The following is a 24,464-nucleotide window of genomic DNA, read 5'->3' as shown; positions in this document are numbered from 1 at the left end:
TCACTTTTCATCCTGTAGGTATATAATCAATCTCCCTAGCACCTCTACTGCAATCGGGAGAACTCTCTCATCAAAATCAAATGCTTGATGATGATGGCCATTCACTAATGGTGTTCCAAAAATGAGATATGTTGCTTTACCACCGTTATTTTGCACTTTTTTCATCATATAGGTCACATCTTCTGAAGCTCCTAACGGCAGTACAGGATGGACGTTCTTTATACACTTACTCTGACTCGCTACTTTCTCCACACGCTTTACCCATTCATTGTCACAAGTTCCGTCAATCGCATGACCGACAACCTCCATTTTGGTTTGTACTCCATACATATCTCCAGTAGCATGAATCATCCGCTTTGCCTCATTGAACATATATTGATCTAATTCATCGTTCTCCCCACGCGTCTCAATTTCCATTCTCCCTTGATCAGCAATAATATTTCTTCCAGAACCCGCTTCTAATTTTCCGATGTTAATTCTTGTTGTTCCACCTGAGTGCCTACTAATTCCTTGAAGCTGAAGACTGGCTGTTGCACATGCTAGTAGTGCATTTTGGCCTTTTTCAGGCTCAACCCCCGCATGTGCTGCCCTTCCTTTAAAGGTCACATTGATTTTGGATGAAGCTAGGAACTGATTCGTTGTTGCTGCTACTTCTCCAATAGAAAGAGAATGTATACCGATATGTCCACTAATAAATTCGTCCACATCGTCTAACCATCCGTTTTTCACCATTGGTAATGCTCCGCGTCCTCCCTCCTCAGCCGGTTGAAAAAGAAGAGTGAATCTACCAGATAATGAATCTTGAAAATGTTTAATCATATGTGCCAGCCCAAGACCAATCGCAATATGACCATCATGACCACAGGCATGCATCCAACCTTGATTCTGAGACTGAAACCCTTCCTTAACAGGCAAATGAGCGTGCTCATAAACTTCCTCTATCGGAAGTGCATCAATATCAAATCTTAGAGCGATATGCTTTCCAGGTCTCCCCGTATCCCATTGGGCTACTAGTCCCGTATGTCCTCCCGCTAATTTAGTCATGTAGTTAGGTGGGACTCCCTTTCTTCTAGCCCGTTCTTCAGATTCTTTTAATAGCTGTTGCTCGGGAATTCCCATTCTTTGCTTCGTCATCAATGCATCGGTTCCAATGGCTAGTTTATAGTCCATGGATTCAAGTTCTTTTGCAATGTAGTAGGTTGTGACATATTCCATCCAGCCTATTTCAGGATATTGGTGAAACTTTCTGCGCCATGATACAAGCTGTGACGTTAAATTTTTGATAAATTCATCGATATCATATCGTAGTTGCCCTGTTTTCATTTTCTTCCTTCTTTCCTCGTTCTAATGTGAATAGTGCATCAACAGCAATTTGTGCCATTAGTTCTACTCCGATCGATAGTGCCCGTTCATTTAACTGAAATCGTGGATCATGTAAAGGCATTTGTTTTTCCTTTTCTTCAATCTGGGTACCTAACCAGAAAAACGCACCCGGGATTTTTTCCAAAAAACGAGAAAAATCCTCTCCACCAAGGCTTGGATTAACTTCTGGAGTTCCTTTTTCACCCAGTACATGCTGAGCTGTATCCTTAATATGTTGTGCCCATTTTGGTGTATTTATTGTTGCAGGATAGCCTTCAAAATAGCCAACTTCTGCCTCAGCCCCCATCGCATGAACAGTATGATGCACAATCGAATATAACCTCTCCTTCGCCTGGCTTCTTGCATCGTTGGTAAATGTTCGAACAGTGCCTTCTAATACCACCTGATCAGCTATCACATTATGTCGATACCCACCCTCAATTTTCCCGATGGTTAAAACAATCGGATCTAAAGGGTCCACATTCCTACTCACAATTGTTTGCAGTGCGGTAATAACTTGGTTTGCAGCAATAATGGCATCAATTGTTTGATGTGGCATACTTGCATGTCCGCCTGAACCTTTAATTTTAATCTTAAATTTATCGGAGTTACCCATTATCGCCCCTTCTCGAATTCCAATTTCCCCAACGGGCAAATCCGGCCATACATGTTGACCAAAGATCACATCAGGAGGATAGTGAGAAAAAACTCCATCCTCCATCATTGGCTTTGCTCCACCAACAGGAGAGTTTTCTTCAGCAGGCTGAAACAAAAGTAAAACAGTGCCAGGAAGCTGCTCCTTTATTTCATTTAGTAGATAACCAGTACCAACAAGCATTGCTGCATGGGCATCATGCCCACATGCATGCATGATCCCGTCGTTCTGTGATCTAAAGGAGACCTGATTCCTTTCCTGTATTGGCAGTGCGTCAATATCTGCCCTTAATGCAACCGTTCCTCCGGGTCGGCTACCTTTAATGATCCCGAGAACTCCTGTTTTGGCATAACCAGTTTTAAAATTTATTCCGAACTCCGTCAATTTCGACTGGATTACTTTAGATGTTTCATATTCCTCTCCACTTAGCTCAGGGTAACGGTGCAATTGGCGACGAAGATGGATGACATCTTCCAATATTTTCTTAAGCATTTCTTTATTTATCACCGTCATAGACAATCCATCACTCCTATTTTCAATAAGCTAATTAAGGAAACTTTCCTTAATTCATCCGTTAATAAATATATTTGCTAATAATCAAAAAATTCCTTCTATTTTTTTTTAAAAAACTAGTTAACTATGTCACAATCTTTTTCTAGAGTAAACAGAAGTTTTTTCTTCAAGCATCGCCATATTGACAGAAAATAATAGAGGAGTATACTGATAATTGAACGTTTGTTCAAAACAATTGTTCAAAAAGAGGTGAGTCCATTCAAACAGAAAAAAGATCGCGAAAAAAATAAAGAAGTGAAGGAACAGATCCTTCAAGCTGCAAGGCTGTTATTTTCTAAAAAAGGATATGATGGAACAACAGTTAGGCAAATTTGTGAAGAAGCTAATGTTTCATTGGCTCTTATCTCCTATCATATCGGTGGAAAAGAAAGCGTTTTTTACGAAATCTTTGAACCGATTCGACACACATTTATGAATATGAACTATGATCTATCTAATTCTTTAGAAGCATTAAGCAGCTTTTGTAGACATTTTGTTTTATTCAGAATAGAGCATCATGAACTTATTAATATATTGCAGCAGGAGCTGGTAATGAATAGCTCGAGGCTAGAAATGCTAAAGGATGTCTTTTGGCCATCCTGGGATCAGTTGCAAGTAATATTAGAAGAATGTAAAAAACAGCATACGATTGATTTTCCTTCAGTAGAAGTTGCAGTGAATTTTATTATGGGAACATTAATGTTTTCCTATAACAATCCATTTCTTAATCGTTCACAGCCTGAACTTTCCGCTGACACGATAGCAGACCTAGCTGTTCAATATATTATAAAAGGACTTCAGACGGCTCAACATCAATGAAAAGAGGAATAAAAAGTGAAAGCAGCAAAAATTTATGGACCAAAGGATATTCGTATCGAAGAAGCAGAACTTCCATCACTTGAAAAAGGAATGGTTAAAGTAAAAGTAGAATATGCAGGGATTTGCGGAAGTGATATGCACGAGTATATAGCTGGTACTTACCCAATGAGAACACAACCTGTTTTAGGTCATGAATTTGCGGGTACGGTTATCGAGGTAGCAGACGGTGTGTCAACGATTAAAGTAGGTGACAGGGTGGCTGTAGAACCACTAATGCCGTGTGGGAAATGCGATAATTGCCAGAGAGGTTTTGTAAACTTATGTACTCAGCGCCAAGGATATGGATATACCGTTTCAGGTGGATTTGCTCAATACGCCGTTGTTAAACAAGAAAATGTGTTTCTATTACCTGATAATATGAGTCTACAACTTGGTGCACTAGTTGAACCAACGGCCGTTGCTGTTCACGCAGTACGTCAAAGCCAATTAAAACTTGGTGATACAGCTGCTATATTTGGGGCTGGCCCAATTGGATTATTATTAATACAAGCAGTTAAAGCCGCAGGAGCTAGTGATATTTTTGTTGTTGAAGTTTCCGATGAACGACGTGAAAAAGCATTAGAATTAGGGGCTACCTATGCCATTAATCCAATTGAACAAGATGCCGTTGCGTTCATTAAAGAAATGACAAACGGAGGGGTTAATGTAGCCTATGATGCTGCCGGTGTTCAAGCTACCTTTACAAGTGGTGTGAACTCAGTTCGTCCTGGCGGTGAATTTAAAGTGGTAAGCGTATGGGAAAAGCCTGTTAGCTTCGATCCTAACACCATTGTTCGAACTGAAGCCAAAATTAGTGGCTCCTATGCTTATATCCGTTTATTCCCTGAAGTTATCCGATTACTTTCTCGTGGAATGATTGATGGCAATGCCGTAATTACAAGTGAAATTGCATTAGATGATATTGTTGAAAAGGGCTTTGAATTACTGACGAATGATCGTAGTCAATGTAAAATACTTGTAAACATGAATTTATAGACCATTAAACTGTGAATAGTTTTTTACAAAAAATGGGGGCTGTCATACTTTATTAGGCAGCCCCCATTTTTTTATTATTCAAAGCCTTGTTGGCTAAATAGCTTAATCAACTGGACGATCCTCAAAAGGATATTTGAGAATGGCTGGAGTGTCCGGACTAGCAATATGGTAAACAGAAGTACCAATAATTTTAGCTACTTGAAGCAATTTCTTCTTATCAATTTTATCCAATGTATCTGTTGGTTTGTGATAGGAAGGTTCAACAGGTGAATGAATAAATAATGCTGATGGGATTCCCAATTCATGGAATGGCTGATGATCACTGCGACCTAGCTGCCCATATGGGAGAACTTCATTAAAAAGATTTTTACTCGCGTTCGCTCCTAAATCGGTAACTAGATTCTTCTTCCCATCGATTGTATACATGATTAATCCACCAAAAGGCTTGTCCTTTCCTGCATCACGAGCACCAATCATATCCATTTGGAAATGGGCAACCATTTTATCTACATCGGATTTCGGCAAGGAAGCTGCATAATAAGATGAACCAACAAGGCCCCGCTCTTCCGAACCGAAAGTAAGGAATCGAATCTCCGTATCCGTTTTTTCCTTTGCAAATACTCTCGCTAATTCAAGGACTGCTGATACACCAGAAGCATCATCATTTGCTCCCGGTCCCCCACGAACAGAATCGTGATGAGCACCGACCGTTAAAATCTGTCCAGTATTTTTCTTTGAGTTCGCTTTCTTCGTTGCGATAACATTATATGAGGTCTTTTCAATTTTTTCGATATCTACATCGATAGTAGCTGAAAGCTCTTTTCCTTTTAATTGCTCGGCTAGTTTCAGCCCCTCCTCTCTCGTAATTGCCACAGCAGGAATCGTTTGCCCCTCACCTACTTGTCCAAAACTATTTCCCTCTGCAGCACTATTGTACATAATGACGCCGACTGCACCTTTATCCAAGACATTTTTAACCTTTTCTACGAAAGATAAATCCCCTCTTTCAATTAACGCAATCTTTCCTTTCACATCCCCGATTTCTTCAGGACTCGCTTTTCCCACATTTACTAGAGTGGCTGTCACCTTTCCGCTCGCACTACCACTAAAAGCATGTGGCTTCTCACTTACTTTTGCATCCCCGACGCTTACAAAAACATGTTTGGTATTGTAATCATAGATTGGAAACGGCTGTATCTCTGTTTGATAGCCAAGTTTTTTGAATTGACCTTCTATGTACTTGACTGCCTTTAGCTCCCCTTCTGTTCCTGCCTCTCTCGGTTCCTTTGATAAAAGGGCAATGGTATTGTACATATTATCTGCACTTATTTTTTTTAATAGCTTATTCTCTAATTTCACTTCATATTGAATAGTTGGGTTAGCAGCAGTTGTTTGTGCATGAACTGCACCACCAGATAAAACTAGCCCCGTTGCCAAAATGAATGCAACTGATTTTCTTTTCAATTCGTTCCTCCCCTTTCAAAAAAGTTAGTTTTATTATCCGTATATCGAAATATTTTGTAAATTAAAATAATTATACAAATCCTTTTAAAATCCAACATAACTAGCTATTTTTTTTTATTGGAACACGTTATTTATCGTTATTCACTTCCATATGAACTAGGAAAAAAATAATAAATTTTTCTTTAATATTTATTAGACTATAAGAATAATAGTCTATTTCCCTACCTTTTCATCTTCTTTTACTAGATTCGATTAAATATTCATCATTCAGCATTTTTCGAGAATAAACAGTAAGAAAGGACTGGCAGTTCTTCTACAATTCCATAATGCAAATTCATATAGGCAGATTAGAAAAGAGCAAGCTGAGTATATGTGCTAGTCAAAATGTAGAAAGCTTTTTGGAGGCAAAGGTATGGGGTAGGAGAAAACAAAAAGAGGAAACGGGGCAACAGAGATTATGTAACAATCCTATGAATGGCAGCAAGACTTGCCCCAACAGTCTCAAAAAACTTTAGGTGTAAGTTCATTTTTTTCGATACAAAAGTGAACACGTTTTAAAAAGGCATTTCATCATTAATATCAACATCTATATAAAAGTTCACCTTATTTGTCAAAAGATAGTACACTGAGTAATGCACAGGTTTTTCCTTCTTATCCTTAATTAATTTCTTGATTTGAATAACGGGTTCTACTCTAGGAATCTCAAGGAACTTGCTAATTTCTTGTGAAGGATTAATAACCTCCATTTCCTTCCTCGCCTTCCCAAACATTATTCCGTAATCATTGTGAATAATTTTAAATGTGGAGACATTATCCTTAATTTTTTCAGAAATACCAGGATAAACATCACAAGGTAAGTAAGCGTAGTCAATACTAAAAGCACGGTTTCCATCTTTAATCAATCTAACTAACCTTACAACTTCAAAAGGTTCCTCACGTTCAAATAATTCCATTAACTGCTCGTCAGCTATTTCAATCTGATTGACTAATACCTCTTTTGTAAAACTACTTTCGCTCGTTGATAACCCATCGGTAAAACCTTGTAAATTTAAAATATGAATTTTTTGTTTGAAGCTTTTAACAAACGTACCTTTACCATGAATAATTTCAATGATCCCTTCATTTTCCAGTTCCTTTAGCGCTCTTCTAATTGTAATTCTACTTGTATTAAAGGTTTCAATTAATTCCTTTTCACTAGGAAGTTTCTGACCGGCAACCAGCTCTTCCTTTTGAATCATTTCCATAATACCCATTTTTACTTGATCATATAAAAAAACAGGACTATCTACTTTAACGGATTTTTCCTTAGTCATAAGTTACCTCTTCACAAATTTTCTTACTATTACTATACCTTAAAATAGGAAATATTTTAACATTTCAAGTAAAGGAATATAGTTCAAAAGATACAATTATACTCTCTATATCAAAAAAAAATAGCCTCTACACCATATAGAGCATAGGCTATAAATGACCAATCTATTCTAAATCCATCGGGTATCCAAACCCACCATAAAATCCACATGTTTTGCTGGCACTTTTAGCGGCAAAATCCAGTGCATCAGAAATATTATGATGATTGTAATAGGCTGTCATAAAACCACCAATAAAACTATCTCCAGCACCCATCGTATCAACGATTTCTGTTTGATATACTTGTTGATAGTATCTATTACCTTGATAAATAAAAAGGGCAGGCTTAGAGCCACGAGTAATTCCAATAGTCTCCAGATTATACTTTCCTAACTCATCCACTAACTTTTCTAATTGATCATCAGTTAAATGTGCCCCTGAGAAAAATCCGTGTGTTATATAAGGACATACTCTTTCAAGATAAGCTCGATCATGAATATCTGAAAAATCAAAGGACACCTTAATATAGTTTGATAGGCTTGGGAGTTCTTCTTCTATAGATGAGTAACAACTAGTGTGACAAACATCAAACCCTTTAATATATTCATAGTCCTCAGGGATTAGTTTTAACTTCACGATATGTTGGACTGTATCCTTAGGACCACCTACAAATACTCGATCACCATCTTCAGTTAGATTAACACGTGGCTGACCGCTTATTCCCTCAACGACCCTTGACCGATGATAAGGGATACCTTCTAGCTCCAGAACGCTCTTTAAATGTGCTGCTTTATCGTCAGTAGCAAAAACCCCAATATAGCTTACTTCCTCTGCACCGGATCGCTTACAGTTTACTGCAACATTAACACAATTTCCTCCCGGGTAGTATTTTCCTTGATCTAAATAACAATCTACAACATTATCTCCAATTGTGATTATTTTCATCGTATCTTCCTTTCTTTTAACCTTTTACAGATCCTTCAGATAACCCTCTTACCAAATATTTTTGTAGAAAAATGAGAAGTATAACCATAGGGATCGAAGCAATGACCATACCAGCTAGGAGAACACCCCAATCTGTCCGTAAAGCATCTCTAAAGTTCATTAATCCAGAAGGAATCGTTTTCAACGCTTCAGAATCAATAAAGATTGTTGCAAATAAAAATTCATTCCATGCATAGAAAGCCGTTAATACTACTGTTGTAAGTAAGATTGGTAGAGACATTGGTAGATAGATTCTCCTATATATACCAAATTCGGAGCATCCATCAATAATAGCCGATTCTTCAAGCTCCTTGGGAATGCTTAAAAAGTAACCGCGAATCAACAGGATAGTAAGTGGCAATCTATACGCGATGTAGGGGAGTATTAATGCCCATCTTGTATTAATTAATTCAAGTGAACTTAGGATGTTAAATAAAGGGATTAATGCAACCTGTGGATTCATCATCATACCGCCAATGATGAAAATAAGTGCAAGGTCAATGAGTCTAGTACGATATCTTGCCAATGCAAATGCAGCCATGGAGCCAATAATCAAGACAACAATAATCGTTGTTCCAGTGACAATGAGACTATTCATAAAATAACTTGAGATTCCCTTTGACCAAGCAATTGAGTAGTTTTCAACAATCCAAGTACTTGGAAATCCCCATACATCATTATATATCTCATCATAGCTTTTCATTGAAGAAATAACCATCCAAATCAGTGGATAAAGAATGGTGATTGCAAAAGCGATCAACATCAGCATGGCGAAAAATTCCCCAGGGCCAAATTTTCGAATTTTACTAGATGATTTTTCGAGCTTCACCAATTTTAATCACCCTTTCCAGTGCGGGATATTCTTATTTGAACCAGTGCGAGCACCGCTGTCAGAATAAAAATAATAATCGCCAATGTAGATGCATAGCCCATATTATCTTTCACAAATCCTGTCTGATACATATGAACAGACATCGTCATAGAACTGAATCCTGGACCACCATTTGTTAGAATATAAGGTTCATTGAAAACGAGCATTGATCCTGTTATTGTAATCAATGTATTAACAAAAATAGCTTCTCTTACTTGAGGTACTGTAATACTAAAAAATTTCCTAATCTTCCCTGCCCCATCAATTTCAGCAGCCTCATACATATCCTTAGGAATCTTCTGGATCGAGACGATAAATAACATCGTTATAAATCCAATACTTTGCCATTGTGACATGGCAATGACTGCATAAATGGCTGTAGTCGAATTACCTAACCATACTTCAGCTAAGCTATCCAAACCAATTAATTCTAGAAAACTATTTAAAATTCCCATCTGTGGATTATAAACAAAACCAAATAATAGAGCGATGACTGAGATTGAAATCATCACTGGGATGAAATAAACAACTCTAAAGAATGGTGCAAATCTACTAAACACCTTATCTTCTAGAATATAAGCCAATACTAAAGCGAAGCCTACCTGTAAAATAACTGAAATAATTATATACTTGATGTTATTTAACAATGAAACACTTACTACCTTGTCCGTTAATAGCTCCTTAAAATGATCCAAGCCAACAAAAGATTTCGTTTTTGAGAAAACAGAAAAGTCAAAGAAGCTATTATAAAAATTCTGTATTAATGGAAAGTATACAAATATAAGCAAAAAAATAACACTTGGTAGCAAAAACAGCACAGGAATCATATTAAACTTCCTTTTATACATTTACTCCCCTCCTAAATTAATCTGATTTTATAAATTCCCTAAGACTCAGGAAAAAAAATTTCTGAATCTTAGGGAGGGGATTAACAACTATTTTTTCAACCGCTTTGCTTCAGCTTGAACTTCTTTCATAATTTCTTTAGGAGTCATCTGACCATTTGCTAATGACTGGCCGCCTCTCATAAAAATATCTGCAATCTTGATATTAACGGCATTATCAAACCATGGAGTGGTAGTAGTAGCATTTGAAACAATCTCAAAAGCTTCCATTCTAATTGGCGATGTATTTTCCTCGTCTATAGCACCGTTTATTGCATTCAATTGTCCATCTGTTTTGGTAAATTCACGTGCTGTTTCTTCAGAAGTTAAGAACTTCAAGAAATCGATTGCTTCTTTTGGAGCGTTCTTACTTAGCATCCATCCTTCTGGCGCCCCCGTAAGTGCTCCTGGATCCCCTTTTCCACCCTCAACCGCAGGAAAGTCGAAGAATCCAAAATCCAATTTACTTTGATCCTCTACCATTTTAATTTCAGCGAATTGCATATAAACGATCGGAGCTTCGCCACTGGCAAACATATTTCTTGCTGCCTCATGGTCAATGGCTGTTGATACATCTCCCATATATTTTGTTAACTCTTTAAAGATTTCCAATCCTTTTATATAGCCTGGGTCGGTAAACTCACCAGTTTTTTCATTATAATCTTTTGCCATTACTTCAGGATCCAGAACCCTTTGAAAGATTGTCCCCATGTAATGAGAAATGGCCCATCCATTTGTTAATCCTTCTACTAATGGTGTTTCATAGCCCTCAGCCTTTAATTTATCAAGCACATCGATAAATTCGTTATAGGTTTTTGGAACTTGAATATTATGCTTTTTGAAAATTTCTTTATTATAGAAGAAAGCCTTTCCATCAACAGTAAATGGCACACCATACTTTACATCATCAAATGTAAAACCAGCAAATTGAGACTCAATGAATTTCCCAGACCATTCTTGGTCCTCACTTAAAATATCATTTAGTGGCATAATTCGATCGGATGATACGAGATTTAAAGCAAATGAATCTGACCAAGATGTGAATATATCCGGAAGATCATCATTAGAAACAAGTACTCTTATTTTCTCTTTATAGGAATCATTTAATACTGAATCTACTTTAATTTTTACATTTGGGTGCGCTTTCATATATTCTTTGACTTTTTGATCATAGAAAGATTTTCGTGGCTCATTTGGCCATCTATGAAAAAAATTGATTTCCACTACATCACCTTTTGATGAACTATTTTCCTTTTTGCTAGTAGAGGAGGAACATGCTGTTAAAGTCAATAAAAGAATAATTGTGACTATAGCAAATAATTTTTTCACCTATCTCACTCCTTATTATTCTAACTATTCTGATATTAATCAAGAAATTAATGGAGCGTTCAATTTAGATAGTGATACATCGTAGATTAGATAAACTTACAACTGAACTATATCCACATGAAAAACCTTTGCTTCCTAAAAAATTTTTTAGAATCAGTCATGCCAACCTATTGTTGATAGTAAACAAACATCAATATTCCATTTTCCACATGTAACGTCTTACAGACAATGGATGTCCTGTATGTTCAGCTAAACCATCTGCATACTGTCTTAAAACTGCCCCGGCAATTGCTGGACCAAAATACTCTTTAAGATCTTCATCTATACCCGCATAGTCTAATTCGGTAATATCAACAACTTCCACCTTATCACTAAATTTTTGCGCGAATGTTATAGCTCTTTCATCTAAAGGTCGAGTTGGTCCTTCTCCTTTAATAATCAAAAACGGAACATCAAAGTCAGTTGCCTCAAATGGTCCATGGAAATATTCACCTGAGTGGATCGCATTCGAATGAATCCAAAGCATTTCCATTAAGAGACAGCTAGTAAAAGAATAGGCCTGGTGATAATAAGCGCCGCTCCCAATCGTATAGATGAGCTTCTCCCGTTTATATTCACTACCGAATTTGAATGCTCTATCATATGTTAGTTTTTTATTCGTTTCAAAAAGATTTTCAAGATTCTTCAATTGACTTAATAATCTTTCATATTTTTCATTTGGTGTTAGCGCGTTAAGAATTCCAAATATCAGACTGTAATAGACACCTGTTTCACCATCAATTACATCAGAGCCATCTTTATAATTGTAATGGACAATATACTCTGCTTCCTTACACAGAGGAGATTCTACATCCATTGAAATAGCTATGGTTACGGCTCCCTTTTCCCTTGCAAATTTTGCTGCAGCAACAGTTTCCGGTGTTGTTCCTGAATGAGAACGAAGAATAACCACACTTCCTTTTCCAAGACCACGCGGATTCATATGAACAAATTCATTTGACGTGTAAACCTTACTAGGAACGGAAATCTCCCTACTTAAGAAATAATCTCCTGTTGCAAGTGCTGCCATAGATCCTCCACAAGCTACAAAATAAAAGTTCTTTACATCTGTTGCTTTAACTGCATTGACTGCAGACGCAATTTGGTTTACATGTTCAGTTTTCATGATGATACCTCCCCGTTATTTTTAAGACGTCATATGATGTCTTATAAAAAATAATAAACACATCCTTATTAATTGTCAAATGTTTTTGAAAATTAAATCATATTATTAAAAATCTATTTTTTGTGTTATCTATTGTTAAATAACAAATCTTTCTACCAATAAAAAATAATTTTCAGTCTATTTCTGGATCCCCTGCTAATGAACTTTCTATCTCTTATAAATACTCTATCTAGCAAATAGTAGATTCTTTACAGCAAAAGGGCTGCCTCTTTTATGAGACAACCCTTTTAAAAATCATATTTTAATATCCAGCTACTTACTCATTATTTCCTATTTTACTATATTTCTCAGTGCAGTCTTAAATAGCTTTTTCTGAGCTCTTATCTCCTTTAAACTATCCAAATCTATAAAAAATTAAGGAATGAATCAAATTCATTTATGTGTCACCGCGAAACTTTCTCATAATCAATAATCCATTAATAAAGAATCTAGTCAATATCCATCGCTATAGCTCTCCCAGCTATTCTTCCTGAAAAAAGACAGCCTCCCAGGAACGTCCCTTCCAATGAACGATACCCATGAACACCACCTCCGCCAAAACCGGAGGCTTCTCCTGCTGCATATAGCCCTTGGATGGCATCCCCTTCTAAATTAAGCACGCGACCTGATAAGTCTGTCTGTAAACCTCCCAAGGTTTTACGGCTGACAATTCGTAAGCGGACAGCTATAAGTGGTCCATTTTTTGGATCAAGCAGTTTATGTGGTGGAGCTACACGAATTAATTTATCACCAATATAATTCCTAGCACCACGGATCGCCGTAATCTGAAGATCTTTCGTGAAAGTATTCTCTATTTCACGGTCACGTGCAATGATTTGTCTCTCAATGTCTTCTAGTATCAGCAAGTTTTCACCGGTCAACTTATTCATTCCGTTGACTAAATCGTCAAGTCGATTAGCAATAATGAAATCTTCACCTTTATCCATAAAAGCTTGTACGGGTTCAGGAGCACCCGGTAATGCCCTTTTCAGTACTTTTCGAATACTTTTTCCAGTTAGATCGGGGTTTTGCTCAGAGCCTGAAAGTGCAAATTCCTTTTCGATAATTTTTTGCGTTAAAATAAACCAAGAATAATCATGACCGGTCTTTTGAATCGTCTCAAGGGTGCCTAATGTATCAAAGCCCGGAAAATTTGGAGTAGGGAAACGCTGTCCACGTGCATCCAACCAAATGGACGATGGACCCGGAAGGATTCGAATCCCATGATTGTTCCACACAGAATTCCAATTCTTTATTCCTTCAGTATAGTGCCACATACGATCTCGATTTACCAATCTTCCTCCTGCCTTTTCAGTAATACCAAGCATCCTTCCATCCACATGTGCAGGTACGCCACTAAGCATTTTCTTAGGTGGAGTACCTAAACGACTCGGCCAATTCCTGCGAACCAGATCATGATTCCCTCCTATCCCACCACTTGAAATTAAAACCGCTTGACTACGATATTCAAAAGTACCAATAACCTCCTTACTACTAGCCTCACCACGGGCTGCAGAGCTAGGAGCCAAAATAGACCCGCTTGCACCATTAATCACACCACTTTCTTGAATTAAATGATCCACTTGATGACGTGGTTTATACACAACCATTCCATTTCTAATATGCTCCAAAACTCTTTTCTCAAATGGAGCAACAATCCCTGGTCCTGTTCCCCATACAATGTGGAAACGAGGGACTGAATTTCCATGACCTTCTGCTAAATAACCACCACGTTCTGCCCAGCCTACAACAGGAAAGAAACGGACACCCATATCATATAACCATTGACGCTTCTCTCCAGAGGCAAACTCCACATAAGCTTCAGCCCATCTTCTAGCCCAATAATCCTCATCATTTTCGCGATCAAAGCCTGCCGTACCTAACCAGTCCTGCCATGCTAATTCTTTTGAATCCTTTATACCTAGCCTTCGCTGTTCAGGAGAATCAACTAGAAATAGACCTCCAAATGACCACCAAGCTTGCCCGCCAAATGATGCTTCTGGTTCCTGATCAAGTAACAGGACCTTTTTTCCCGTATCTGCAATCTCTGCAGTTGCCACCAATCCTGAAAGTCCAGCCCCAACGACAATAACATCGAATTCCATAGATACTCCTCCACTCCATTTCCACTTTATTTGAATCTATCATATAATTGAATATTCCGAAATTTATTTTGTTAATTTTTTTACTATAAAGTATTTGAACTAGTAAAGAATTGTAAGTAGACAACCAAAATAGAACAGAAATACAGAAGTACCTCATCATTAAAGAAAAACAGTACATTAAATAACTGATTGTTTACTCATACTGAGAATAGGAATAACATATTGAAGAAAATAAAAAAAGCTCATTCTTTAAAGAATGAGCTTTCTATACGCGCCTTAGAGGATTCGAACCTCTGACCCACAGCTTAGAAGGCTGTTGCTCTATCCTGCTGAGCTAAAGGCGCATAAATTGGCTCCGCAGGTAGGATTCGAACCTACGACCGATCGGTTAACAGCCGATAGCTCTACCACTGAGCTACTGCGGAATACGTAAATATAAAAAATAGTGGGCCTAAATGGACTCGAACCATCGACCTCACGCTTATCAGGCGTGCGCTCTAACCAGCTGAGCTATAGGCCCTTTATGTATTTTTTGGAGCGGGTGATGAGAATCGAACTCACGACAACAGCTTGGAAGGCTGTAGTTTTACCACTAAACTACACCCGCATCTTTATTATTGGAGGCAGCAACCGGATTTGAACCGGTGATAAAGGTTTTGCAGACCTCTGCCTTACCACTTGGCTATGCTGCCTTAAAAAGATGGCTGGGCTAGCTGGATTCGAACCAACGAGTGACGGAGTCAAAGTCCGTTGCCTTACCACTTGGCTATAGCCCAAAAAATAGTAATTAAAATGGGGCGGATGATGGGAATCGAACCCACGAATGTCGGAACCACAATCCGATGCGTTAACCACTTCGCCACATCCGCCATAAAATGGTGGCTCGGGACGGAATCGAACCGCCGACACATGGATTTTCAGTCCATTGCTCTACCGACTGAGCTACCGAGCCATATATTATATCTTTATCTATATATTATTTTATATTCGCCATCTTTATCAACTTTTATTTTAATATAAATGGCGGTCCGGACGGGACTCGAACCCGCGACCTCCTGCGTGACAGGCAGGCATTCTAACCAACTGAACTACCGGACCATTTATTATTAATATATATTAATGGCGGAGGAAGAGGGATTCGAACCCCCGCGCGGTGTAACCCGCCTGTCGGTTTTCAAGACCGATCCCTTCAGCCAGACTTGGGTATTCCTCCGAAAGTGGAGCCTAGCGGGATCGAACCGCTGACCTCCTGCGTGCAAAGCAGGCGCTCTCCCAGCTGAGCTAAGGCCCCATATAATGTTTGGTTTTAAATGGCGCGCCCGAGAGGAGTCGAACCCCTAACCTTTTGATCCGTAGTCAAACGCTCTATCCAATTGAGCTACGGGCGCATACATTATATCGTAAGATATTTTATGGAAGGATATTTTGCTTTGCAAAAATCCTTAAATCTTTTACTTCGTAAAAATTTCTAGTGCCGAGGACCGGAATCGAACCGGTACGGTAGTCACCTACCGCAGGATTTTAAGTCCTGTGCGTCTGCCAGTTCCGCCACCCCGGCAAGGGTATTTGGAGCGGAAGACGGGATTCGAACCCGCGACCCCCACCTTGGCAAGGTGGTGTTCTACCACTGAACTACTTCCGCAAAAAGTACCTTTGTTAATTCAAAACCTTGCGAATATAAATGAGCCATGAAGGACTCGAACCTTCGACCCTCTGATTAAAAGTCAGATGCTCTACCAACTGAGCTAATGGCTCGTAATGAATATAATTAATAGTGTAAGCATGTACTTCAAATATAAATGCATCTACGACGTCCCAATCTCAGCAAGATTATTCAAGCTGTATCTCGATTGGTACGCTGATGTTACTCTTCGTAGCGTACTCGATCGTGCTCTACCAACTGAGCTAATGGCTCGTAATGACCTGAGTGGTGCCGGCCAGAGGACTTGAACCCCCAACCTACTGATTACAAGTCAGTTGCTCTACCAATTGAGCTAGGCCGGCATTTATAAATATTATCCCCTAACAGAGGTTTAGGTGCTATGGTCGTCCAGCTTTCAGTTTGCTTATTCAAGCAGCAGCTCAAGCCGTACGCTGATGTATTTCAAAGTCGTTTATTCGGTCGTGCTCTACCAATTGAGCTAGGCCGTTATTATATATGGTGGAGAATGACGGGATCGAACCGCCGACCCCCTGCTTGTAAGGCAGGTGCTCTCCCAGCTGAGCTAATCCTCCAATATGTATAATATATAAAATGGTGACCCGTACGGGATTCGAACCCGTGTTACCGCCGTGAAAGGGCGGTGTCTTAACCGCTTGACCAACGGGCCACATAGGAATATTTTGTTAATATAGTGAAGCAAAATAATAGCCCCACCTTAGGGGCGTAGCCTGGCAACGTCCTACTCTTGCAGGGGGAGAGCCCCCAACTACCATCGGCGCTAAGAAGCTTAACTTCCGTGTTCGGGATGGGAACGGGTGTGACCTTCTTGCCATAGTTACCAGACTATATTTTGTTAAGGGTTTATTCCCTCAAAACTAGATATATTAAGAAGTGTAATAACCTTAAATCAAATTAGGATAAGTCTTCGATCTATTAGTATTCGTCAGCTCCATGTGTCGCCACACTTCCACCTCGAACCTATCAACCTGATCATCTTTCAGGGATCTTATTTAGATAAACTAAGGGAAATCTCATCTTGAGGGGGGCTTCATGCTTAGATGCTTTCAGCACTTATCCCTTCCGCACATAGCTACCCAGCGATGCCTTTGGCAAGACAACTGGTACACCAGCGGTGCGTCCATCCCGGTCCTCTCGTACTAAGGACAGCTCCTCTCAAATTTCCTACGCCCACGACGGATAGGGACCGAACTGTCTCACGACGTTCTGAACCCAGCTCGCGTACCGCTTTAATGGGCGAACAGCCCAACCCTTGGGACCGACTACAGCCCCAGGATGCGATGAGCCGACATCGAGGTGCCAAACCTCCCCGTCGATGTGGACTCTTGGGGGAGATAAGCCTGTTATCCCCGGGGTAGCTTTTATCCGTTGAGCGATGGCCCTTCCATGCGGAACCACCGGATCACTAAGCCCGACTTTCGTCCCTGCTCGACTTGTAGGTCTCGCAGTCAAGCTCCCTTGTGCCTTTACACTCTGCGAATGATTTCCAACCATTCTGAGGGAACCTTTGGGCGCCTCCGTTACCTTTTAGGAGGCGACCGCCCCAGTCAAACTGCCTGCCTGACACTGTCTCCCACCCCGATTCAGGGGTGCGGGTTAGAATTTCAATACAGCCAGGGTAGTATCCCACCGATGCCTCCACCGAAGCTGGCGCTCCGGTTTCAAAGGCTCCTACCTATCCTGTACAAGCTGTACCAAAATTCAATATCAAGCTGCAGTAAAGCTCCACGGGGTCTTTCCGTCCTGTCGCGGGTAACCTGCATCTTCACAGGTACTATAATTTCACCGAGTCTCTCGTTGAGACAGTGCCCAGATCGTTGCGCCTTTCGTGCGGGTCAGAACTTACCTGACAAGGAATTTCGCTACCTTAGGACCGTTATAGTTACGGCCGCCGTTTACTGGGGCTTCAATTCAAAGCTTCGTCTTGCGACTAACCTCTCCTCTTAACCTTCCAGCACCGGGCAGGCGTCAGCCCCTATACTTCGCCTTACGGCTTCGCAGAGACCTGTGTTTTTGCTAAACAGTCGCCTGGGCCTATTCACTGCGGCTCTCTCGGGCTTGCACCCTAACAGAGCACCCCTTCTCCCGAAGTTACGGGGTCATTTTGCCGAGTTCCTTAACGAGAGTTCTCTCGCTCACCTTAGGATTCTCTCCTCGCCTACCTGTGTCGGTTTGCGGTACGGGCACCTTTCACCTCACTAGAGGATTTTCTAGGCAGTGTGGAATCAGGAACTTCGGTACTAAATTTCCCTCGCCATCACAGCTCAAGGTATCTGGTGACGGGATTTGCCTCGTCACCCCTCTAACTGCTTGGACGCACTATTCCAGCAGTGCGCTTACCCTATCCTCCTGCGTCCCCCCATCGTTCAAACGGTGAAGAGGTGGTACAGGAATATCAACCTGTTGTCCATCGCCTACGCCTTTCGGCCTCGGCTTAGGTCCCGACTAACCCTGAGCGGACGAGCCTTCCTCAGGAAACCTTAGGCATTCGGTGGAAGGGATTCTCACCCTTCTTTCGCTACTCATACCGGCATTCTCACTTCTAAGCGCTCCACCAGTCCTTACGGTCTAGCTTCGCAGCCCTTAGAACGCTCTCCTACCACGGACATCCAGCATTTTTCCGAAGGAAAAGATGCATTGGTGTCCATCCACAGCTTCGGTGATACGTTTAGCCCCGGTACATTTTCGGCGCAGAGTCACTCGACCAGTGAGCTATTACGCACTCTTTAAATGGTGGCTGCTTCTAAGCCAACATCCTGGTTGTCTAAGCAACTCCACATCCTTTTCCACTTAACGTATACTTTGGGACCTTAGCTGGTGGTCTGGGCTGTTTCCCTCTTGACTACGGATCTTATCACTCGCAGTCTGACTCCTAAGGATAAGTCATTGGCATTCGGAGTTTGTCTGAATTCGGTAACCCGATGAGGGCCCCTAGTCCAAACAGTGCTCTACCTCCAAGACTCTTACCTTAAGGCTAGCCCTAAAGCTATTTCGGAGAGAACCAGCTATCTCCAAGTTCGATTGGAATTTCTCCGCTACCCACACCTCATCCCCGCACTTTTCAACGTGCGTGGGTTCGGGCCTCCAGTAAGTGTTACCTTACCTTCACCCTGGACATGGGTAGATCACCTGGTTTCGGGTCTACGACCTCATACTTAATCGCCCTATTCAGACTCGCTTTCGCTGCGGCTCCGCCTCTTCAGCTTAACCTTGCATGAAATCGTAACTCGCCGGTTCATTCTACAAAAGGCACGCTATCACCCGGCGTTTTTCCAAAGGAAAATACGCACAGGGCTCTAACTACTTGTAGGCACACGGTTTCAGGTTCTCTTTCACTCCCCTTCCGGGGTGCTTTTCACCTTTCCCTCACGGTACTGGTTCACTATCGGTCACTAGGGAGTATTTAGCCTTGGGAGATGGTCCTCCCTGCTTCCGACGGGATTTCACGTGTCCCGCCGTACTCAGGATCCACTCTGGAGGGAACGAAGTTTCAACTACAGGGTTGTTACCTTCTTTGACGGGCCTTTCCAGACCTCTTCATTTACTCCGTTCCTTTGTAACTCCGTATAGAGTGTCCTACAACCCCAAGAGGCAAGCCTCTTGGTTTGGGCTTCTTCCGTTTCGCTCGCCGCTACTCAGGAAATCGCAATTGCTTTCTCTTCCTCCGGGTACTTAGATGTTTCAGTTCCCCGGGTCTGCCTTCCTTACTCTATGTATTCAAGTAAGGATACTACCCCATTACGGGCAGTGGGTTCCCCCATTCGGAAATCTCCGGATCAAAGCTCGCTTACAGCTCCCCGAAGCATATCGGTGTTAGTCCCGTCCTTCATCGGCTCCTAGTGCCAAGGCATTCACCGTGCGCCCTTACTAACTTAACCTAAAAGGTTATTTAAAACTACTTAATGGATTCATCCATAAAGTGGCGATTCTCGGTTATTACTTGGTTACTTCTTATATATCTAGTTTTCAAAGAACAAGGCTACTGATTTCAATCACATCATGATTAATCATCAGAGCGTTCGCTTCGTGCTGCCTTGCTCCGAGGTGAACCTAATCATCCTCGAATATGCATTGCTGCAGGAGCAATTAATATTTAATGATATGAAAATAATATCAAGTGAGAGATAATTCTCTCAAAACTAAACAAACAGAAAACGTCTTAACCACGTAAGTGGTTTTCCATATCTAGCTCCGGCTCCTAGTCCCTCGCAGAAAAATAACCTTCCTCCTTCAAAGTCTATCGACTTTTCGTCGGAAGAACATTTTTTGCAGGGACTGAACAGTCGCCTCCGCTTTTCCATATTCCTTAGAAAGGAGGTGATCCAGCCGCACCTTCCGATACGGCTACCTTGTTACGACTTCACCCCAATCATCTGTCCCACCTTCGGCGGCTGGCTCCAAAAGGTTACCTCACCGACTTCGGGTGTTACAAACTCTCGTGGTGTGACGGGCGGTGTGTACAAGGCCCGGGAACGTATTCACCGCGGCATGCTGATCCGCGATTACTAGCGATTCCGGCTTCATGTAGGCGAGTTGCAGCCTACAATCCGAACTGAGAATGGTTTTATGGGATTGGCTAAACCTCGCGGTCTTGCAGCCCTTTGTACCATCCATTGTAGCACGTGTGTAGCCCAGGTCATAAGGGGCATGATGATTTGACGTCATCCCCACCTTCCTCCGGTTTGTCACCGGCAGTCACCTTAGAGTGCCCAACTGAATGCTGGCAACTAAGGTCAAGGGTTGCGCTCGTTGCGGGACTTAACCCAACATCTCACGACACGAGCTGACGACAACCATGCACCACCTGTCACTCCTGTCCCCGAAGGGAAATCCCTATCTCTAGGGAGGTCAAGAGGATGTCAAGACCTGGTAAGGTTCTTCGCGTTGCTTCGAATTAAACCACATGCTCCACCGCTTGTGCGGGCCCCCGTCAATTCCTTTGAGTTTCAGCCTTGCGGCCGTACTCCCCAGGCGGAGTGCTTAATGCGTTAGCTGCAGCACTAAAGGGCGGAAACCCTCTAACACTTAGCACTCATCGTTTACGGCGTGGACTACCAGGGTATCTAATCCTGTTCGCTCCCCACGCTTTCGCGCCTCAGCGTCAGTTACAGACCAGAGAGTCGCCTTCGCCACTGGTGTTCCTCCACATCTCTACGCATTTCACCGCTACACGTGGAATTCCACTCTCCTCTTCTGCACTCAAGTCTCCCAGTTTCCAATGGCCGCTTGCGGTTGAGCCGCAAGATTTCACATCAGACTTAAGAAACCGCCTGCGCGCGCTTTACGCCCAATAATTCCGGACAACGCTTGCCACCTACGTATTACCGCGGCTGCTGGCACGTAGTTAGCCGTGGCTTTCTGGTTAGGTACCGTCAAGGTACCGCCCTATTCGAACGATACTTGTTCTTCCCTAACAACAGAGTTTTACGATCCGAAAACCTTCATCACTCACGCGGCGTTGCTCCGTCAGACTTTCGTCCATTGCGGAAGATTCCCTACTGCTGCCTCCCGTAGGAGTCTGGGCCGTGTCTCAGTCCCAGTGTGGCCGATCACCCTCTCAAGTCGGCTACGCATCGTCGCCTTGGTGAGCCGTTACCTCACCAACTAGCTAATGCGCCGCGGGTCCATCTGTAAGTGATAGCCGAGGCCATCTTTCAATTCTCCCTCATGCGAAGAAAAAAGTTATCCGGTATTAGCCCCGGTTTCCCGGAGTTATCCCAGTCTTACAGGCAGGTTACCCACGTGTTACTCACCCGTCCGCCGCTAATCATCAGGGAGCAAGCTCCCATCAGATTCGCTCGACTTGCATGTATTAGGCACGCCGCCAGCGTTCGTCCTGAGCCAGGATCAAACTCTCCAAAAAGATGTTTGATATAGCTCTTATAAAAGTAATTCATTGACGTTTTTGTTTGTTTAGTTTTCAAAGAACTATTTTTGCGACGTTTTATATTATAACATCACATATTTAAAGTGTCAATAACTTTTTTTAATTATTTTTTCAATATCGCAACAGCGACATTTATAAATTTTACTAGAAATCAGAATGTTTGTCAACACTTTTTTATCGTTTTATTTGACTTGCTAACCGTCTTTAAAGAAGACTTTATTATATTAAGATATTATTATTTAAAAGTCAACATATTTATTCATAATAACTGATATCAATTTTAAAAAGATATATAATCCCCTAGTTTACATAGAACTTTGTCAAAATAAATATATTAGAGAATTATAAAGAAGAAAAGCAAAGTTGCCCAACAATTCTACATATGCTTATTATATGTACTAAACCTTTCCCATCAATTAATACAGTGCTCAAAATCAATGATAAGCTCCTTTCGTTTATCTTTCCTATATTTGTGGTAGACTGTTATCAAATAAAAGGGAGCTACACTTTTAATCCCTACATTAAGAAAAGTGAATTGAGGTACTCATTTATGAAAGTAAAAATTAATCGCAACGCAGCAAAGATTCTTAATAAGATGCTAAATGATGAAGAATCTGAAGGAAAAATGATTCGCGTGATAATTACAGAGAATCATGGAAATCACGCGCACTATGCACTACAATTTGATCATCCAACTGAACATGACGAAATTGTTGAAACAGATAAAGGAATTAAAATTCTGTTAGATAAAAGAGACGAAGAATTTCTCGACGGAGTTTGGATTCAATTTTTCTATGTACCAGAGGAAGGGTTCGAAATAACTAATCCTACCAAAGGACATGTTGGTCACTAAAATAAGAAAAGCAAGGCGGATTAGAGTAGGGTCTATTTAAACATAAACAAAAGGACGGTTCTCTTGTTTCCTATTAATTGAAGGAAGCAAAAGAACCGTCCCTTTGTTTTTTTTTATTATTTTTGGAGATATTATCACTATGTGGAAAAAATGAATGGCTATTTGAGTGGAATAATGTCTTTTATATTTGATGTTTATTCGGAAAAGGACATATACCTAACTCGTTATTTCCAATTATTATTGGGGGACTTAAAATGCAGACTGTTCCAGAAAATCGTAAAGTATCGCCTTCACTTGTGTTTTTTACGATACATGGCATGCAATTCGGAATTGGGATATTAGGATTTCAAAGAGCCATTGCAAAAATCGCTGGTTATGATTCATGGATGTCCGTTATTTTTGCAGGGATTATGACCATGATAGTTATGTGGATCATTTATAAAATTTTAGCTTTTGGAGAAACAGATCTGGCGGGAACCCATCAATTTGTATTTGGGAAATGGTTAGGTGGTGCTTGTAATCTTCTTTTTGTTTTCTATTTTATACTATATACGACAACCATCTTACGGTCGTATACCGAAATCATTCAAGTATGGATTTTCGATGATTTAAATGTGTTTATTTTTACCTTAATCTATTTGTCACTGTGTGTGTATATCGTGTATGGCGGTTTTAGAACAGTAGTAGGCATGATGTTTTTTAGTGTCGTACTTCCATCCTATTTAATTATACTGTTTGGTTTTACACTTCCGTACGCGAATTTCCGCAATTTTTTGCCATTATTCGATCATTCAGTAAAGGAAATTATTCTTGCAGGTCATCAAATGTCACTCACCTATATTGGCTTTGAATCCTTTCTAATCTACAGTCCTTTTATTAAAGATCATAATAAATCGAAAAAATGGGCGTTTCTCGCACTAACGACATCGCTTCTATTATTTTTATATACAGCGATTCTTTCTTTCGCCTATTATAACGAAGCGCAACTACTAAAATATATTTGGGCTTCATTATCAACTTGGAAAATTGTCCATTTACCCGTTGTTGAACGCTTTGAATACATTGGGATCGCTAATTGGTGCCTGATTATACTCCCTAACACAGCTCTTGCCCTTTGGTGTGGAAGCCGATTACTAAAACAAACGTTTAAACTTTCACAAAGAAAGGGAGTGATTATTCTTTCTCTCATCCCTTTAATTGTTGTCCCATTCTTTAAAACACGTTATCAGATTGAACATCTCAATTATGTCTTCGGAAAAGCAGGATTTCTGATTAATTATTTGTATATTCCATTTCTGCTCATACTTGTTTGGCTAGCAAAAAAGTATAAAAGGTAATAGCACCTTCTATACTTTTTTTATTTGTTATTTTCAAATAAGCTTTAACCATAGGGCTCGTACCATCAACGTTCCAATACTTCATTACTTAA

Annotated in this window: 14 protein-coding genes, 18 tRNA genes and 3 rRNA genes; 4 read left to right on the top strand and 31 right to left on the bottom strand. The window is 40.6% G+C overall.

Features of this window, described 5'->3' with window-relative positions:
- Window positions 1–1,323: an amidohydrolase gene (locus tag NST63_RS04550; protein WP_341041393.1), complete on the bottom strand. Its 1,323-nt coding sequence runs from the start codon at window positions 1,321–1,323 to the stop codon at window positions 1–3.
- The gene (locus NST63_RS04545) at window positions 1,298–2,530 is read right to left on the bottom strand and encodes a M20 metallopeptidase family protein (protein WP_078110066.1); all 1,233 of its coding nucleotides are present in this window, start codon (window positions 2,528–2,530) and stop codon (window positions 1,298–1,300) included. Before NST63_RS04545 ends, NST63_RS04550 begins: the two co-directional genes overlap by 26 nt.
- A gap of 222 nt (window positions 2,531–2,752) precedes the next feature.
- On the opposite strand from NST63_RS04545, the gene NST63_RS04540 reads away from it, so the two are divergent.
- Window positions 2,753–3,388 (top strand): TetR/AcrR family transcriptional regulator, encoded by a 636-nt coding sequence (locus NST63_RS04540; RefSeq protein WP_341041391.1) that lies wholly within the window; start codon window positions 2,753–2,755, stop codon window positions 3,386–3,388.
- Window positions 3,389–3,403: 15 nt separating this feature from the next.
- Window positions 3,404–4,423, top strand: a complete 1,020-nt coding sequence (locus tag NST63_RS04535) for a 2,3-butanediol dehydrogenase (protein WP_078110065.1) — start codon at window positions 3,404–3,406, stop codon at window positions 4,421–4,423.
- Window positions 4,424–4,525: 102 nt separating this feature from the next.
- On the opposite strand, the gene NST63_RS04530 is transcribed toward NST63_RS04535, so the two are convergent.
- The 29 genes from NST63_RS04530 to NST63_RS04390 form a co-directional block, all read right to left on the bottom strand.
- A complete protein-coding gene (locus NST63_RS04530) occupies window positions 4,526–5,887 on the bottom strand; it encodes a M28 family peptidase (RefSeq protein WP_078110064.1) in 1,362 nt (453 codons plus the stop codon).
- Window positions 5,888–6,441: 554 nt separating this feature from the next.
- A complete protein-coding gene (locus NST63_RS04525; RefSeq protein ID WP_251344740.1) occupies window positions 6,442–7,200 on the bottom strand; it encodes a GntR family transcriptional regulator in 759 nt (252 codons plus the stop codon).
- Window positions 7,201–7,363: 163 nt separating this feature from the next.
- On the bottom strand, window positions 7,364–8,182 hold the full coding sequence (locus NST63_RS04520) for a PfkB family carbohydrate kinase (protein ID WP_212944895.1): 819 nt from the start codon (window positions 8,180–8,182) through the stop codon (window positions 7,364–7,366).
- A 16-nt stretch (window positions 8,183–8,198) separates the two neighbouring features.
- Entirely contained in the window at window positions 8,199–9,053 is an 855-nt protein-coding gene (locus NST63_RS04515; RefSeq protein ID WP_071975295.1) for a carbohydrate ABC transporter permease, read from the bottom strand.
- Window positions 9,054–9,055: 2 nt separating this feature from the next.
- Window positions 9,056–9,940, bottom strand: a complete 885-nt coding sequence (locus NST63_RS04510; RefSeq protein WP_071975297.1) for a carbohydrate ABC transporter permease — start codon at window positions 9,938–9,940, stop codon at window positions 9,056–9,058.
- Between the two features lie 87 nt (window positions 9,941–10,027).
- Entirely contained in the window at window positions 10,028–11,305 is a 1,278-nt protein-coding gene (locus NST63_RS04505) for an ABC transporter substrate-binding protein (protein WP_341041389.1), read from the bottom strand.
- A 190-nt stretch (window positions 11,306–11,495) separates the two neighbouring features.
- Window positions 11,496–12,470, bottom strand: coding sequence for an SIS domain-containing protein (locus NST63_RS04500; RefSeq protein WP_078109701.1), 975 nt, complete (start codon window positions 12,468–12,470; stop codon window positions 11,496–11,498).
- A gap of 488 nt (window positions 12,471–12,958) precedes the next feature.
- Window positions 12,959–14,614, bottom strand: a complete 1,656-nt coding sequence (locus tag NST63_RS04495) for an FAD-binding dehydrogenase (RefSeq protein WP_341041386.1) — start codon at window positions 14,612–14,614, stop codon at window positions 12,959–12,961.
- Window positions 14,615–14,884: 270 nt separating this feature from the next.
- Window positions 14,885–14,958 (bottom strand) — tRNA-Arg (locus tag NST63_RS04490).
- 6 nt (window positions 14,959–14,964) lie between these two features.
- Window positions 14,965–15,039, bottom strand: a tRNA-Asn gene (locus NST63_RS04485).
- Between the two features lie 21 nt (window positions 15,040–15,060).
- Window positions 15,061–15,134, bottom strand: a tRNA-Ile gene (locus tag NST63_RS04480).
- 13 nt (window positions 15,135–15,147) lie between these two features.
- Window positions 15,148–15,221: transfer RNA gene (locus tag NST63_RS04475), tRNA-Gly, on the bottom strand.
- Between the two features lie 11 nt (window positions 15,222–15,232).
- Window positions 15,233–15,306 (bottom strand) — tRNA-Cys (locus NST63_RS04470).
- A 9-nt stretch (window positions 15,307–15,315) separates the two neighbouring features.
- Window positions 15,316–15,390, bottom strand: a tRNA-Gln gene (locus NST63_RS04465).
- A 17-nt stretch (window positions 15,391–15,407) separates the two neighbouring features.
- Window positions 15,408–15,483 (bottom strand) — tRNA-His (locus tag NST63_RS04460).
- 7 nt (window positions 15,484–15,490) lie between these two features.
- Window positions 15,491–15,566, bottom strand: a tRNA-Phe gene (locus NST63_RS04455).
- A 69-nt stretch (window positions 15,567–15,635) separates the two neighbouring features.
- Window positions 15,636–15,712, bottom strand: a tRNA-Asp gene (locus NST63_RS04450).
- 22 nt (window positions 15,713–15,734) lie between these two features.
- Window positions 15,735–15,827, bottom strand: a tRNA-Ser gene (locus tag NST63_RS04445).
- Window positions 15,828–15,832: 5 nt separating this feature from the next.
- Window positions 15,833–15,905: transfer RNA gene (locus tag NST63_RS04440), tRNA-Ala, on the bottom strand.
- A 20-nt stretch (window positions 15,906–15,925) separates the two neighbouring features.
- Window positions 15,926–16,002, bottom strand: a tRNA-Arg gene (locus NST63_RS04435).
- A gap of 84 nt (window positions 16,003–16,086) precedes the next feature.
- A tRNA-Leu gene (locus NST63_RS04430) sits at window positions 16,087–16,172 on the bottom strand.
- 9 nt (window positions 16,173–16,181) lie between these two features.
- Window positions 16,182–16,256 (bottom strand) — tRNA-Gly (locus NST63_RS04425).
- Between the two features lie 40 nt (window positions 16,257–16,296).
- Window positions 16,297–16,369: transfer RNA gene (locus NST63_RS04420), tRNA-Lys, on the bottom strand.
- A 173-nt stretch (window positions 16,370–16,542) separates the two neighbouring features.
- A tRNA-Thr gene (locus NST63_RS04415) sits at window positions 16,543–16,618 on the bottom strand.
- A 155-nt stretch (window positions 16,619–16,773) separates the two neighbouring features.
- A tRNA-Val gene (locus NST63_RS04410) sits at window positions 16,774–16,849 on the bottom strand.
- A 20-nt stretch (window positions 16,850–16,869) separates the two neighbouring features.
- A tRNA-Glu gene (locus NST63_RS04405) sits at window positions 16,870–16,944 on the bottom strand.
- Between the two features lie 59 nt (window positions 16,945–17,003).
- Window positions 17,004–17,120 (bottom strand): 5S ribosomal RNA (gene rrf / locus NST63_RS04400).
- A 70-nt stretch (window positions 17,121–17,190) separates the two neighbouring features.
- A 23S ribosomal RNA gene (locus NST63_RS04395) occupies window positions 17,191–20,173 on the bottom strand.
- A 432-nt stretch (window positions 20,174–20,605) separates the two neighbouring features.
- Window positions 20,606–22,158, bottom strand: a 16S ribosomal RNA gene (locus tag NST63_RS04390).
- Together the 16S, 23S and 5S rRNA genes with 18 tRNA genes alongside form the textbook arrangement of a ribosomal RNA operon.
- A gap of 574 nt (window positions 22,159–22,732) precedes the next feature.
- On the opposite strand from NST63_RS04390, the gene NST63_RS04385 reads away from it, so the two are divergent.
- Window positions 22,733–23,035, top strand: a complete 303-nt coding sequence (locus tag NST63_RS04385) for a heme biosynthesis protein HemY (protein WP_058004715.1) — start codon at window positions 22,733–22,735, stop codon at window positions 23,033–23,035.
- Between the two features lie 254 nt (window positions 23,036–23,289).
- Window positions 23,290–24,372: a GerAB/ArcD/ProY family transporter gene (locus NST63_RS04380; protein WP_212945546.1), complete on the top strand. Its 1,083-nt coding sequence runs from the start codon at window positions 23,290–23,292 to the stop codon at window positions 24,370–24,372.
- Window positions 24,373–24,464: the final 92 nt, after the last annotated feature.

This window comes from Heyndrickxia sp. FSL W8-0496 (assembly GCF_038007825.1).
Lineage (GTDB): Bacteria > Bacillota > Bacilli > Bacillales > Bacillaceae_C > Heyndrickxia > Heyndrickxia oleronia.
The sequence above is the reverse complement of the archived record's forward strand: the minus strand, read 5'-3'. Positions and strand labels throughout refer to the sequence as shown.

Coding starts and splice junctions, on each gene's coding strand:
- NST63_RS04550 (WP_341041393.1), bottom strand. CDS start 1,323: ATGAAAACAGGGCAACTACGATATGATATCGATGAATTTATCAAAAAT.
- NST63_RS04545 (WP_078110066.1), bottom strand. CDS start 2,530: ATGACGGTGATAAATAAAGAAATGCTTAAGAAAATATTGGAAGATGTC.
- NST63_RS04525 (WP_251344740.1), bottom strand. CDS start 7,200: ATGACTAAGGAAAAATCCGTTAAAGTAGATAGTCCTGTTTTTTTATAT.
- NST63_RS04520 (WP_212944895.1), bottom strand. CDS start 8,182: ATGAAAATAATCACAATTGGAGATAATGTTGTAGATTGTTATTTAGAT.
- NST63_RS04510 (WP_071975297.1), bottom strand. CDS start 9,940: ATGTATAAAAGGAAGTTTAATATGATTCCTGTGCTGTTTTTGCTACCA.
- NST63_RS04500 (WP_078109701.1), bottom strand. CDS start 12,470: ATGAAAACTGAACATGTAAACCAAATTGCGTCTGCAGTCAATGCAGTT.
- NST63_RS04495 (WP_341041386.1), bottom strand. CDS start 14,614: ATGGAATTCGATGTTATTGTCGTTGGGGCTGGACTTTCAGGATTGGTG.
- NST63_RS04385 (WP_058004715.1), top strand. CDS start 22,733: ATGAAAGTAAAAATTAATCGCAACGCAGCAAAGATTCTTAATAAGATG.
- NST63_RS04380 (WP_212945546.1), top strand. CDS start 23,290: ATGCAGACTGTTCCAGAAAATCGTAAAGTATCGCCTTCACTTGTGTTT.